This window comes from Gottfriedia acidiceleris (assembly GCF_036421055.1).
GTDB lineage: Bacteria > Bacillota > Bacilli > Bacillales > Bacillaceae_G > Gottfriedia > Gottfriedia acidiceleris_C.
Map to the genome: position 1 here is coordinate 126,447 of NZ_JAZGQS010000003.1, position 13,768 is coordinate 140,214.

The 13,768-nt window shown below is 31.6% G+C and carries 18 protein-coding genes; 5 read left to right on the forward strand and 13 right to left on the reverse strand.

Translation table 11 applies throughout. The annotated features are described in order from the left end of the window. The first annotated feature begins 111 nt into the window (after positions 1 to 111). Positions 112 to 252, forward strand: a complete 141-nt coding sequence (locus RAH41_RS05490) for a lmo0937 family membrane protein (RefSeq protein ID WP_170927396.1) — start codon at positions 112 to 114, stop codon at positions 250 to 252. A 158-nt stretch (positions 253 to 410) separates the two neighbouring features. Continuing rightward, positions 411 to 1,919 (forward strand): flavin monoamine oxidase family protein, encoded by a 1,509-nt coding sequence (locus RAH41_RS05495; protein WP_331221159.1) that lies wholly within the window; start codon positions 411 to 413, stop codon positions 1,917 to 1,919. 146 nt (positions 1,920 to 2,065) lie between these two features. On the opposite strand, the gene RAH41_RS05500 is transcribed toward RAH41_RS05495, so the two are convergent. From RAH41_RS05500 to RAH41_RS05520, 5 genes are all read right to left on the reverse strand, one after another. Continuing rightward, positions 2,066 to 2,479, reverse strand: coding sequence for a hypothetical protein (locus tag RAH41_RS05500; protein ID WP_331221160.1), 414 nt, complete (start codon positions 2,477 to 2,479; stop codon positions 2,066 to 2,068). A 305-nt stretch (positions 2,480 to 2,784) separates the two neighbouring features. After that, the gene (locus tag RAH41_RS05505) at positions 2,785 to 3,717 is read right to left on the reverse strand and encodes a DNA-3-methyladenine glycosylase family protein (RefSeq protein ID WP_331221161.1); all 933 of its coding nucleotides are present in this window, start codon (positions 3,715 to 3,717) and stop codon (positions 2,785 to 2,787) included. A gap of 89 nt (positions 3,718 to 3,806) precedes the next feature. Beyond that, entirely contained in the window at positions 3,807 to 4,781 is a 975-nt protein-coding gene (locus RAH41_RS05510; RefSeq protein WP_331221162.1) for a multidrug resistance efflux transporter family protein, read from the reverse strand. Positions 4,782 to 4,920: 139 nt separating this feature from the next. After that, positions 4,921 to 5,847, reverse strand: coding sequence for a DUF1835 domain-containing protein (locus tag RAH41_RS05515; protein WP_331221163.1), 927 nt, complete (start codon positions 5,845 to 5,847; stop codon positions 4,921 to 4,923). A gap of 146 nt (positions 5,848 to 5,993) precedes the next feature. Beyond that, entirely contained in the window at positions 5,994 to 6,122 is a 129-nt protein-coding gene (locus RAH41_RS05520) for a YuzL family protein (RefSeq protein ID WP_088012208.1), read from the reverse strand. A gap of 102 nt (positions 6,123 to 6,224) precedes the next feature. Here RAH41_RS05520 and RAH41_RS05525 point away from each other — a divergent pair, with 102 nt between their 5' ends. After that, positions 6,225 to 6,467, forward strand: coding sequence for a YkuS family protein (locus RAH41_RS05525; RefSeq protein WP_056471845.1), 243 nt, complete (start codon positions 6,225 to 6,227; stop codon positions 6,465 to 6,467). Positions 6,468 to 6,758: 291 nt separating this feature from the next. On the opposite strand, the gene RAH41_RS05530 is transcribed toward RAH41_RS05525, so the two are convergent. Beyond that, on the reverse strand, positions 6,759 to 7,043 hold the full coding sequence (locus tag RAH41_RS05530; protein WP_331221164.1) for a chromate transporter: 285 nt from the start codon (positions 7,041 to 7,043) through the stop codon (positions 6,759 to 6,761). 106 nt (positions 7,044 to 7,149) lie between these two features. Here RAH41_RS05530 and RAH41_RS05535 point away from each other — a divergent pair, with 106 nt between their 5' ends. Then, the gene (locus RAH41_RS05535) at positions 7,150 to 7,305 is read left to right on the forward strand and encodes a DUF1540 domain-containing protein (RefSeq protein WP_088012223.1); all 156 of its coding nucleotides are present in this window, start codon (positions 7,150 to 7,152) and stop codon (positions 7,303 to 7,305) included. Positions 7,306 to 7,457: 152 nt separating this feature from the next. On the opposite strand, the gene RAH41_RS05540 is transcribed toward RAH41_RS05535, so the two are convergent. From RAH41_RS05540 to RAH41_RS05560, 5 genes are all read right to left on the reverse strand, one after another. Next, on the reverse strand, positions 7,458 to 7,784 hold the full coding sequence (locus RAH41_RS05540) for an antibiotic biosynthesis monooxygenase (protein WP_331221165.1): 327 nt from the start codon (positions 7,782 to 7,784) through the stop codon (positions 7,458 to 7,460). A 111-nt stretch (positions 7,785 to 7,895) separates the two neighbouring features. Next, positions 7,896 to 8,033 (reverse strand): hypothetical protein, encoded by a 138-nt coding sequence (locus RAH41_RS05545; protein WP_331221166.1) that lies wholly within the window; start codon positions 8,031 to 8,033, stop codon positions 7,896 to 7,898. Positions 8,034 to 8,146: 113 nt separating this feature from the next. After that, positions 8,147 to 9,310, reverse strand: a complete 1,164-nt coding sequence (locus RAH41_RS05550; protein WP_331221167.1) for an MFS transporter — start codon at positions 9,308 to 9,310, stop codon at positions 8,147 to 8,149. A gap of 121 nt (positions 9,311 to 9,431) precedes the next feature. Beyond that, complete coding sequence (locus RAH41_RS05555; RefSeq protein WP_331221168.1) at positions 9,432 to 9,803, reverse strand: metalloregulator ArsR/SmtB family transcription factor; 372 nt, start codon at positions 9,801 to 9,803, stop codon at positions 9,432 to 9,434. Continuing rightward, positions 9,803 to 10,228 (reverse strand): SRPBCC domain-containing protein, encoded by a 426-nt coding sequence (locus RAH41_RS05560; protein WP_331221169.1) that lies wholly within the window; start codon positions 10,226 to 10,228, stop codon positions 9,803 to 9,805. The genes RAH41_RS05555 and RAH41_RS05560 overlap by 1 nt, the downstream gene beginning before the upstream one ends. Before the next feature lie 413 nt (positions 10,229 to 10,641). Here RAH41_RS05560 and RAH41_RS05565 point away from each other — a divergent pair, with 413 nt between their 5' ends. Further along, positions 10,642 to 12,741, forward strand: a complete 2,100-nt coding sequence (locus RAH41_RS05565; RefSeq protein WP_331221170.1) for a cytoplasmic protein — start codon at positions 10,642 to 10,644, stop codon at positions 12,739 to 12,741. A gap of 18 nt (positions 12,742 to 12,759) precedes the next feature. Here the strand turns inward: RAH41_RS05565 and RAH41_RS05570 are convergent, their stop codons facing one another. After that, a complete protein-coding gene (locus RAH41_RS05570) occupies positions 12,760 to 13,254 on the reverse strand; it encodes a GNAT family protein (RefSeq protein WP_331221171.1) in 495 nt (164 codons plus the stop codon). Between the two features lie 125 nt (positions 13,255 to 13,379). Next, a complete protein-coding gene (locus RAH41_RS05575) occupies positions 13,380 to 13,670 on the reverse strand; it encodes a hypothetical protein (protein WP_331221172.1) in 291 nt (96 codons plus the stop codon). Between the last annotated feature and the right edge of the window lie 98 nt (positions 13,671 to 13,768).

A 13,768-nucleotide genomic window follows, 5' to 3' on the forward strand; every position in this document is an offset into this window, starting at 1 on the left:
TTAAAGCTACCTATTTGGGTAGCTTCTTCACTTTTGTGCTCTATAAATGGATATGAAAGTTAAAATTGGACATGGTAATAATACAGTCATTAAGAAAGGAATGTTCATATCATGTGGATTTTATTTTTTATTCTTCTAATCTTATGGGTATTAGGTTATTTTACTTTCCATATTGCAGGCGGACTAATTCATATTCTATTAATTATCGCAATTATTGTCTTTATCGTTAACCTATTTAGACGTAAAAAGTAGCAAATTTATAGATACTTTTTCTACAAACTAAAGAGCTTGATTTTACAAGCTCTTTTTCTTATGCCATTTCTATTCCTAATTCTGCTTTATCCCCTTCTATATTCCTCTATTTTTGAATAAACTTCTATGAATGTCATAAATAATAGAGGAGCGAAATTATGTCAGTGAGTATGGAGCCCCCTATATCTATGGAACAAATGCTTCAAACAATTCGAACAGGACTACCAAAAACACTTGAACCTAAACATATAATTATTGTTGGTGCTGGAATATCAGGTTTAGTAGCAGCCTCACTATTAAAAGCAGCAGGACATGAAGTAACAATTCTCGAAGGAAATGATCGTATTGGTGGTCGTATTTTTACTAATCGTAATTTTTATTCAGGACAGTATATGGAGAATGGTGCAATGAGAATTCCTTCTATTCACTTACTTGTTTTAGAATATATTAAGAAATTTAACCTTCCTTTAGAAGAATTCATTAATAGTACACCAAACGATATAATATTTGTAAACAATGTGAGAACTATTCAAAAGCTTTATGAAGAAAATCCAGACATTCTTAACTTCCCTACTGCACCACCCGAAAAAGGTAAAACTGCTGAATATTTGGCTCAATACGCCATGCAACCCGTAACTGATTTCATAAAAAAGAATCCAAAAAAGAATTGGGAAATCGTTATTAAATTACTTGATCGTTATTCGATGGAATATTATTTGAAATACAATCCATATGGTAGGACATTATCTGTTGGAGCCATTGATATGATTAAGGTTATGCTTGGGATGGAAGGCTTTCCTGAGCTTTCATTCACTGCCTTACTTCGAGAAGTAATGATTCTGTTTACTCCTGGACTAAAGTTTTATGAAATAAAAGGTGGAAATGATCACTTACCTTATTCATTCCTACCTGAATTAAAAGAAAATATTTTTTATCATCAAAAAATGAAAAAGATTGAACAACACGACTCTTCTGTTACGATTCATACAGAGGACACGAAAACCTCGCAGGCATTTACAGTAACTGGAGACCTAGCTATCATTACTATCCCTTTTTCATTACTAAACTTCGTTGATATCATTCCACGCGATTTATTTTCTTATAACAAATATAAAGCAATTCGACAATTACATTATGTTCCTTCAACAAAAATTGGTTTACAATTTAAAACTAGATTTTGGGAAAAAGCGGGTTTTATTGGAGGTAAAATGATTTCTGATCTACCTGTTCGTTATTCTTATTTCCCAAGCCAATCCGTTGGCTCAGAAGGCCCCGGTGTCATATTAGCAAGTTATACATGGGAAGATAACGCATCAATTTGGGATAGTCTAACTGAAAAAGAACAAATAGAAAATGCTCTAGAAGATTTATCCAAAATTTACGGAAAAGAAATATATAACGAGTTTATGACTGGTAATACATTTAGTTGGTCAGAAAATCCTTATTCAGGTGGAGCTTTTGCAATTTACAAACCTGACCAACAAACTGAGATTGCGCCATATATTTCCACTCCAGAAGGTCTGATCCATTTTGCTGGTGATCACACTTCTACAACCCCAGGATGGATTCAAGGTGCAATCGAATCTGGAATAAGGGTAGCATATGAGGTGAACGATTTACCTAAATCAACGGCAAATGCGAATTTTGAAACACATGATCAAGGTTAGCACTAGCGTTTTTAATTTATAACCTTAGATAGGAGCAATAGTGCACAAAATGCTGTCATTCAATTAATTAAATCCCTTAGCCTAAAACATTTCAAGAAAAACACAAAACCCACAAGTACTTAACCTTGTGGGTTATCATCATGTTTTTATCCAATTTTTAAATATCCTACAGAAGGAACAAATGAGTATCCTTGATTAATAACCATATCTGTTATTTCTGTCGTTTCACTATCTCTGACTTGATGAAACAATTTATATTTTATTGATTTTACTTTCTTTCCTCTTAATACATTATTTAAATAAATTAACTCAATGTCTAAAAAAGGTATTCTGTACTTTAAGTTATTCGTGATTCTATTTGTAATTAGTTCATTAAACTCAATATCGGCATTATTAACTGAATTTTTTTTCATATCATCTACTAATTTATTCTGTTTATCAGTAAACTCACTAATAATATATTCGATTTCCACTTTTGAAAGGGAACGAGTTTCTTTTAATGGCAATGTAACTTGATTTGTTTTTTCTTTACTAAATAGTCGTTTAAAAAATTTAATCATAGTCCCGTCCTCTTCAATTTTTCTTATTTATATTTTGTCATGATTAAACAATATTGTAAAAATATTTTTTTAGGCACTAATACTATTCTATTATTAAACCGAAATTCCTTTGTAGAATTGCATCTCTTTTAAAATATTTAGAGTAAAACTTAATAATTCCAATAGTCATAGAATGAATTAGAATATAAATTGCCTTGTCAGATAAAAAACACCTAGTAATAGGTGTTTCAGTGTGTAGCCAAAGTACTAATTATGTATCGAAATATGGGGTTTTTTCAATTTTAATGGACTTTTGCTTTACTTATTTAGGAATATAGTGATCTCCATAAATAAAACGTTACGTAAGCTTCCCAGCCCTTCCATTTTGTAGCCATTTTCTTAATTTCTTCAATTGAAGGTTTTTTCTCTAATGATAGTCGATTTTTTATTGCATTATGTAGTCCTACATCGGCAATTGGAAACGCAGATTTTTCTTGTAAACATTTCATCAAAACGTAATCAGCTGTCCAGTTCCCAACTCCTCGAATTTCTAACAGCTTATTTAACTTTTTCTCGTATGAATCTAAACGATTTAGAGATTCTTTTGAGATGAATCCATCTGTCATTAATTTTGCGATCCCAATCACGTATTCAGCTTTTCGTTTAGTAAATTTCAAGCTAGTTAAATCGGACACTTCAAGTTTGGATATTACATCCGGAGTTGGAAATAGCCAAAATATCTCATCCTTCCAACTAAAGCTTTCTCCATATTTTTCAACAAAACTTCTTTTTAAAGAAAATGCAAATGTCAAATTGATTTGTTGACCCATAATTGCCCATGAAAATGCTTCAAATAAATCCGGAATTCCAATTACGCGAAGTCCAAAATGCTGATCAATTAGCAATTGTAGCATTTGATTATCTTTACTTATTTCATAGAACTCGGTCAGGTTTCTACCTATATCAAATAAATCCCATATAAATGCTGCTGCGGCTACTTTTATTTCTTCACTTGGACTTTGGTCTGGAAACTCAATTAATATTTCGTCTTGATCACTACTTACTTTTAGTAGAATTAATCTATTTTCTATTTTAATAAGTTTAAAAAAATTATCCTCATTTACTTGATGGAGTACTTCATTTTTAGAACGTGCTAGAAATGCTAAGCATTCTTTAAAACTAAAATCTTTTGGTGTTAAGATGGATATTGAATTCTTATTTTTATCTAATATAAGTGATTCATTAAATTCTTTATTCATATTAATCACCTCTTTCCACAAGATTAGCATTCAAAAAGTATAAGTATTGCCATTCTTTTTCGTTATTTGAATTTCTCAAAAATAATCTTTTATAAATTCACCGTTTCCTTATCCTGCTGTACGGACTTTCCACTCTGTGATAGATAACTATGTAGGATCATGCCGATCATAATAATAATCATTCCAATCCAAGAAATAATTGATGGAGATGCAGATGATAAAAAGAGCATTTCACCAATTACTGTGAATAAAACTTCCATGGATTGAGTTGCTTCTACTGCTCCTAATTTTTGCATATTTCCCCTTACTAAATCAGTAGCTTGAAAAAATAATACAGTAGCAATTACACCTGATGAGATCGCTACAATTAATGATTGTGATACTTGGTTTTGACTTGGAAGTCCTACGGTATATAATCCATAGATTGATAGGATCATCCAAAACGGTAAGCTTGCTAAGGTCATTCCTAAAACGCGTTGATATACATCCAGCTTTCCATCACATACTTCCATCATTTTTCGATTGCCAAGTGGGTATGCAAATGAGGCAATTACAACTGGTAAAATACCCGTTAAAACTGTTGAAATAGCTATCTTTGTAGCTAACTCAATCTGCATTAATAAAATTCCAAATATGATTAATAAAGACATGCCTAATCCTTTAAAAGGAATTTTCCCACGTACTTTCTGAGTTCCATTTGATGTTTGAAGTGTCATGAAGAAAAATGGTGCTAAAAGTGATCCAGATAAAATTGTTATTTGCCATGAACTAGCAATTAGCCATCCTGGAGAATAAACTGCTGCCAGACAAATTGGAGCATAAAATAAACCAAATCCAATTGTTGACCATATAACCCAACTTTTTAATTTCCCTTTCATTTCTTTCAATAGATCAATCAAATTTCTTCTAGAGATTACAATGATTAATAAAAAAGGTACCATAAAAAAGTACCTTAAGGAAGCGCTCCAAATCCAACTTCCACCAGATATTTCCATCGATCGATTTAATATAAATGTGATGGAAAAGAAAAATGCCGCTAATATTCCTAATACTATTGGGCGCATAATTTCACCTCTAAACTATCTAATTATCTTTTACGATAAAATGATTTTCAGTTAAAACTTCCTATAATTTTTTTTCTACGCAAAAATTTCAGGGTATCATTCAGTTTCTTCAAGCTTCTCATCCAATTACTACCTTACCTTACATAGAAGATTTTTCAACTAAATGAACCCCTCCAACCCACCAGTCAATGCCAATTAAATTCATTCGATTTGCTTTTCCGCTTAGTACGTCTAATCCCCCTTTAGTTAATTCAATTTTTGCTTTTGGGTTATGATGTTTAAAACTTGGTAATTCACTGTCACTGCCTACTAGAGGGTGCTCACCATCCATTAATTCATTTAAAATTGCTGCGAAATATAAATCGCTTAATCCATCATTTGTTCTTTTTTTCACGAGATTATTAAATAGTTCTGCAAAGGAGTTAATGCCTTCATTAATCATTGATAATGCTAAAAATTCTACATCATTTAATCCATTTTGTTGAGAAGGAAAATATGTCATATGACTTAATAAAGCTTGTTTTAAAAACGGAAGCGCATGACATTTTTGAATAAGTTCATTAAGTCCATCTAGATTATCTGAACAATAGGCTTTCCATCCAGCACATGCTTCTTCTATTTGCTCGTCTGTAACTTCTTGTTTAGTTGAAAGTAATCCAATTAACTGTTCTGAAGATAATTGACCTAATCCGTAAAATGGTTCAATACCATCATATTCATTAATACTAACCATCGAAATTTTTTGAAATCCAAGTGCCGATAATTCCGATAATAAATAGAGGATCGTCACCTGATCGTAACGATCATGTTCGAACCATAGAACAACTTCCTCAGAACGAGATAGTTCATTTAATAATTGATATTGGCTTTGGCAATTTTCAATAAAAAAACTCGAAGGAATTTGTAGCTTTTGTTCAAAAAATTCTGCTCTTCTTTTATATGTTTCTTCTAATGGCCAATCTTGACTAAGCGGTCCAAAATCATACATTTCTCTCCATACAACAATATTATCATTTAAAGACTTTATTTTTCCTCCAACCACATCACCATTTACAATATGATTCATCTATTCATCTACTTTCTCCATTGGTTTAAAAAAAGAAAATACAGTTCTTAATTCTTCCTTCCGACCGGAGATTCCTCTTATTTTTTTCATAATAAAAACCACCTAATTTATAGGTGGCAAGATATTTTTATAAAGTCGGTTACTCGTTAATCTCTTTTTTGTTTTTTTCTACTCGAAGACATTTCAACACCAGTTTCAGATGTTGTTGTCCCTTGACCTTGTACATTTGGTGATCCTAAGCCAACTCTAGATGGATCTTTTTTAGTTTTTCCCATATTAACACCTCCATCTTTACTTTTTCTAAACTTAAACTTCTTTATTCAAAGAATATTTTTCCTGTAAATTGCAAATCTTATATATCTGAGGAGGTGTTTTTTATGGCTAGAATCGGAGTAGAACAATCTTTAACTAATGTCCAAGAAGCATTACGTTCAGCAGGACATGATGTTGTTGAATTAAAACAGGAATCAGATGCAAATGGTTGCGATTGCTGCGTTGTAACAGGACTTGATTCAAATGTAATGGGAATGCAAAACGTAGCTACACAAGGATCAGTAATCGAGGCAAGTGGCTTAACTGCTGATGAAGTTTGTCAACAAGTTGAAAGTAGATTACAATAACAAATTACAAACAAAGATTATATCTTAAACACTCTAAAAACCTCGCCTATTGGCGAACTTTAAAGCGATGACAGAAGCGCAGTTGCACTTTTATTTATGCAACTACATCGAGTCCTCTTCGTCACTTTAAATTTTAGCTTTCTAATGTGCAAAAAAGGGTAAGCAAAATTTAATGAAATTTGCTTACCCTTTTTTCAATTTATAAATTTAATCCACCGTACAACAAAGCTCCCAATACAATATAAGCCGGATGTAACTTAACTTTCTCCTTTAATATGTAACTAATAACTCCTAAAAATAAAAACTGTCCAATACCAATTTAAAATATGAATCATGAAAGGAATTATAAGCCATAACGCCAAGTAAAACTGCGATTGTTGGGTTGACGTAAAGCATCATTCGCTTAACTTGAATCGAATGAAGATAGTTATACAAAATTCCCATTAAGGTCAGCATAAGGATTAATGATGGAGCAACTGTAGCGAATACAGCTAAAAATGAACCTAGTATACCACCTTCATGGAATCCGATATACCCTGCAATTTTAATAGCAATCGGTCCAGGTAGAGAGAGCAAGAGCTCATTTAATATGCCTCCAATTATTATGCTGGACGTAAATGAAAATTGAATGTATCAATCCCCTTATTAATGTAAATGATAAAATTAAGGGAGGTGTCTTATAATGGCAAAAGATGTACTTTGTGAAGTTGATAACTGTAAATATTGGGCTTCTGGAAACAAATGTAGTGCTGATTCCATTTATGTTGTGAGCCATAAAGGGAAACAAGCTAAAAACAATGCTGAAACAGATTGTAAAACATTTGAAGCTGGAATGTAATAGTCTTATGGGTGACCTACTAAGTAGGTTGCCCTTCCTTATTTATAGTATTGATAATAACTATCATTTTCATTCAAATTTATTCCAATTTTTTTATATTTTTTACATCGTAATCTTAGTTCTAACTCGATAGTAATCATTTTATCTAATCACTACAATTCAAAAAAATTATGCCTTTCAACTTTACATACTCTTAATGCGAAGGATTCATACCAGTCTTTTTTCCCACGTTCTTGAGCAACTTTGTGAGCTGCGTGCTCTTTCCATTTTTTAATAGCCTCCAATGACTCCCAATACGAAACCGTTATTCCCATCTCATGATCACGAGCGCTTTCCACTCCAAGGAATCCTTGTTGACTCGAAGCAAGTTCAACCATTTTATCAGACATCTTACTATATCCATTATCTCCATCCGTTCTTTTAGAACAAAAAATTACTGCATAATATGGAAGATTTGGCTTTTTTGCAAATGTACTCATTTTTAACCCTCCTTCTTCTATTAATCATATTTGATGAAAGAGTTAATTAACATAGACAAACTCAAAAAAATGTAAATAAAAAAGCAATACTCAAGGTATCGCTTCTTAATATTACTCAAAAATATAAGGATTACCGCTTAAATTATTTCTCATTTCTTCTGTTACTTGAATATCCTCTTGATGAGAGATTTGTTCAAATACTTCATCATTAATTCCACTACCATCATAATGTACTGCTTTATTTTCCATTGGAATCACCTTCTAATTGTATTAGTTTTATGACGTAAAACTTTATTATTAGATTAACCAACTCTGAAAAATAAATTATAAAAACGATGCAAAAAACGCATCGTTTCCATTTTTTATATTAATTTAGTCTCATTTACTTTATTTGTTAAAATAAAAGAATAGATCGCAGAAAGTAAAGCAAAAATAACAATAATTCCTCCTACTAATGCGTTCATTGTTACTGTATATTGAGAAATTAGGATCCCACCTAAACTTGAACCTAAAGCAATTCCTGTATGAGAAAAAGAGTTATTTAATCCAACTTGAATATCAGCCGAATCATTTGCTACCCTCGCTAGGCTATCTTGAACGGCTGGACTAATTGACCAGGATACTGTTCCCCAAAGAACAACTATAATAAATAAACTAAAAATAGAACTAGGATCGAATGTTAACGTTAAAATAGATATAGCTAATAATCCTAAATTAAACACTAATGTTTTACTTCCACCAAATTTATCAGTAGACCAACCACCTAACCATCCACCTAAAATCCCTGCCATACCAAATACTAGTAAAACAATACTGATCATATTAGTAGATAATCCCATCGTTTTCATTAAGTATGGTGTAAAGTAAGTATAAATTGTAAAATGTCCTGTTAATTGTAAAAATGATATTAGTTGTATCGATAAAATACGTTTATTTTTTAGTGTTGCTACTTGCTTAATCAATGGGATTGTAGACTGACCTTTAACTTTCGGTAAGAACTTATAAATCCCTAACATAGCAAATAAGCTTAATAAACCGACTAAAACAAAAGTCATTCTCCAACCGAAGTTTTCACCGATTATTGTACCCAAAGGGACACCAAAAACAAGAGATGAACTGATTCCCATAAAAATAACTCCAATTGCTCTACCTCTAATTTCAGGTGAAACGATGTTTGTTGCAGTCGTTATTGAAACAACAATTACAACTGAGCAACTTGCTGCAAGTATAATACGTGCAATTAGTAATACAGCGAAATTCGGACTAAAGATGGAAAGAATATTTCCAACGAAAAATACTGCTAATGCGATTAATAGTAATTTTTTACGTTCTATTTTTGAAGTGATTGCTATAAAAATAGGTGCTCCAAAAGCAAATACTACTGAAAAAATGGAAACTAGTTGACCAACCGCACCAACTGAAACATGTAAATCCCCTGCAATCATTGACAGTAAACCAGTAATAATAAATTCAACGGTTCCTGCGACAAATGTTGCAATAGCTAAAATATATATACTTTTATGCATTGCTTAACTCCTCAAGTATGACTATTCATTTATCATAATTTTTTGCCACATTAGTTTATTATATAGATATAATTAAAATTGTCTATGTAAAAAAACGAATCTACCTAAGATTCGTTTTTTATTATTCTTCGTTATTTTCTATATTTGATTTAACTAGTTTTATACTTTGGTCCTCATTATTTTCAACTAGATGCTGAAGGATCGATAATTTATTTACCCAAAATTGCTCGTAATATGATAACCATTGTTTAATCTCTAAAAATGCTTCTGGTTGTAGTCTGTATCTTCTTTCTCTGCCAACTTTTCTGCCACTAATTAATTCAGCTTCTGAAAGGATATGGAGATGTTTTGCAATTGCTGTTCTACTCATTGGAAAATTACTTGATATCTCTGAAATGGGTAATTCATTATTAGCTAATAATTTTAGTACTTCTCTTCTAGTAGGATCGGCTATCGCTTGAAATACGTCATATTTTTGTGCAGAACTGGACACTAGTTTTCAACAACCTTTTTAAGCTTCTGAACAATACCAGCCCAACCACCATTCATATTGTCGCGTACTATACCACTTTTTTGGTTTGGTTTTGTAAGAATATCATCAGTAGTTTTCCATCCACTATGGATTAATGTAAATTCAGTTTGATCCCCTAAATCTTTTAAATTAAATGATACAACCCATCCATCAACATCCCAAGTAAACGATACTCGATTTGGTTCATCAATTTCTAAAACTTTACAAGGTGATGGACCAAATGGACCTTGCAAATGAAACTCGTGACCTACGACTGGTTTAAAATCATTTGGCATGAACCATGCAGATATACCTTCCGATGTTGAGACGACCTCCCAGACCTTTTGGATAGGTGCATTGTATATTAGAGTTTGTTTAATATCTTCAACTTGGTTTTGTACGCCCATTTCAATCCTTCTTTCTAGTTAATATAAAACCTTTTGGTTACATTTAAAATTATATACAACCTTTTGGTTTTATGTCAATCTAATTTTACGTACTTATTTTTTCCTTTAGTTATTAAATTATTATTAATCGATAAAATGCCTTACATTTCAAATTCTCTTTAAACAACAAGAATATGTTATCTGTTGCAAAACGCTTTCATACATACTAAACTAGTATAACAGGCTATGACTCAGCTTCCTTCTACTTTCACTGATTAGAGCGTCTAGCGAGTCCCTTTCCTGTATTCCTTATCAGAATTGATAAGGTTACGAGGCTATATTGAATCTTCCTTCTATCAGGTTTGTACTCTAAGTACTTTTTCTAGATTCAATAATTCCCTCGTTTTTTTTATTATAAAACTTGGAGGCCATACATGAATCAAACATACATCCTTTTCCGAAGAAAAAATTCCCTCTATATCGAAAAACAAGAACACAACCTCCCAAAACCATTACTGGCAACAGCCTTGAAGCAGCTTGAAGCATTCGGTTACACTTTTTCACTTGAACTTATCGAAATTTTACAAACATGGAATGATCAAGCATTTATTGCTTGGTTTCTCGATTTCAAGGAAATGATTACTCACGAATTAGGCTATGACGTTGACCACATTCCTTTTTACAAAAATTTCCCTAATGACGTAATGAAAATTGATGAAGCGGATTTATATATGAACAGCTTATTGTACTATACATTTGATGTTCAGCCTCTTACCCTTATTCAAAATAGACCACCACTTAGAAATAAAAAAGACCTAAAAATAATTAAACTTGCAAGACAAGATGATTTAATTCAAATTATTAAAAAATTAATTGATAGTACTGGTTCTTTTAAATCCCAAGACATTGAGGATATCCAGATTGTACTTTCAACTCAAAATAAACCACTAAACTTATTACCAGAACTATTTTTATCAAAAGAAAAAATGGTTACCGTACTGAAGCTATTGTATCAATCTAAAAAAATAAGTGAATATGAAGTCGCAAACTATTTAAAAACAGCAACAGATATTTTACGCTTTTGTGTTGCATTAAGTGATGGCGATCCTTCTTTAAGCATAAATACTAAATTTATATCATTTAGTAGAAAAGAACGTAAATTAGTACTTTCATTGTTAAATAACATCCCTCATGCAATTGAAGAGATGGTTAAAAAACGAAACGTTTGGATTAGAATTGGAGAAAAACTACATCCTGGCGAATATTCGAAGCGTTTTCCGCACGCTGCAAATTTATTCAATATCCTTAGAAACGAAAAAAAAATAAGTACATACCAAAGTAAAATCACTAAATATTCAAGTGAAAAGAATCTCATTAAATTAACAAGTGAATTAATAAAACGCCCTGGTGAGTTTGCTAGAAAACTAGATTTTGTTTTACGTTCATTTACTGAAGATAATGATCAGCAATATATTGTTTCACAGTTTTCAATCGTTTGTAAGGATGTGTCAACTCCGGTTCTATTGAGTTTATGGAGTCATTTTAATAAACGTAATGATGAGAGAAGAATTCGCACCTTTTTTCCTAAAGGAAATATTGCGAAGCTCTATGCAATTGAAAATAATCTAACAAAACTTAGTGAAGTTATAATCGAAGTTGTTTTAAATATTGTTAAAAAAACATTGTCCGAACGTTTTTCTGTTAAAGAATCTCTTGGCAAAGTATGGATTGATGAGACCTATCGTAACTTTACCTTACCTAATGGATTGCGCTCGGCAAGTAAGGCACTTAGAACAATACCCCGAGGTTCAAATATTCCGATTGGTGAAGGTGATATTATTAGATTCTTTCTTTATTGGAAAGAAGGCGATGTAAATGGAGTACATACAGGAACTGTTGATATAGATTTAAGTGCAGTGTTTTACGATGATCATTTTAATTATATAAGTGATATCTCTTACTATGAGCTAAAAAATAAACGGCTTAAATGTTATCACAGTGGTGATTTCACAAGTGCTCCTAAAGGTGCTAGTGAATTCATAGACTGCCATATTCCAACTCTTAAAAATAATGGAATACGGTATGTTGTATTAAGTGTAAATAGTTATTCAGATCATTCATTTTGTAATTTACCTAGTTGTTTTGCTGGATGGATGCTACGAGACGATATTAAGTCAGGTAAGGTCTTTGAGCCAAGTACTGTAATGGATCGCTTCGATCTAGCTAATGACCAAAAAATTAGTATTCCACTAATTTTTGATACTTTCGAACAGAAGGTTATTTGGTGTGATTTAGGTTTACAAGACAATATTGAGTACTATAACAACGCAAAAAGCAATTCGAATAGTTTAGCAATACTAACTGAAGCTATGACTGAAAAGAATAGTATTTCTCTTTATGAACTATTAGAGTTACATGCCGTTGCCCGTGGTGAGCTTGTAACAAATAAAGATGAAGCAGATACAGTGTTTTCATTCAATGAAGAAGTTACACCATACCGCTATGATTTAATAGTAAGTGAGTTTATGAGCTAAGTTTTATCCCCCAGACATTTAATAAAGTCTAGGGGATATTTTGTTTCCACTAATCATTGTTATAAATTCAGCACGCTCAGTACAAAACTCATTTTCCTCTTTAAATCCAAAATTTTCATAAAGCCGAATCGCTCTTTTATTAAACTTAGCAACTGTTAATCTGAATGTAGAAAGATTACTCGTTTCATGAATTCTTTTAAGAATAAACTTGAAAAATTCACTGCCAAACCCTTTCCCCGTTAAATCTGGTCTAACCCCTAAACCGATATCAACCATCCTTTTTTCATAAACACCAAACTCGTTCCCTTTTGGTACTTGAGCTGAATAACCAATACAATAAAAGCCAATCAAGTTCTCATCTTGATCAATTACTGCTAAATACTGATTATTTACTAGTTCATCTAGTCCTTCATTGCTTATTTCATTATTATAAAAATCGTAAGGTGGTGCATAACTCCAATTAAGAATTTCTGTGGCGTAAGACTCTGTCATTTTACTAATGTATAATTTCATAAATTTCTCCTTTTTTCTACTTGTTAATCTGCAAATATAAAAAGCATTACTCATTTAAAATAGAGTAATGCTTAATTTAAATTAAGGTCTATCTAAACTAAACAACTTAATCGAGCATAATAAATTTACGAAACTACTCTATTTCTAACAAAAAAGTATACTCCGATATTAATTAATAAAATTCCAAAAAAGGCAGCTGATAATAACTGAACACCTAAAATTATACTTGCGTTATCACTAGCATTAAGGATCCACCAAATACTCGCTATGCCTAAGATAAATAGGTTAATATTAAATGCAATCGACATTGTTGCTAATACATTGTGTGTTTTATTTTGCATTTTAACCTCTACCCAAACAGATAAAATCAAGGATACGAAAATAATACTAAGGAATTCAATCAACTGTAGATTCATTTCTTATTCCTCCTAAATTTTATTTGGCAATCAACTTACTATTAGGTTATTCTTTTGATTCGTTATAAAAGAAGAAATTCCTTCCAAAAAGTAGCATT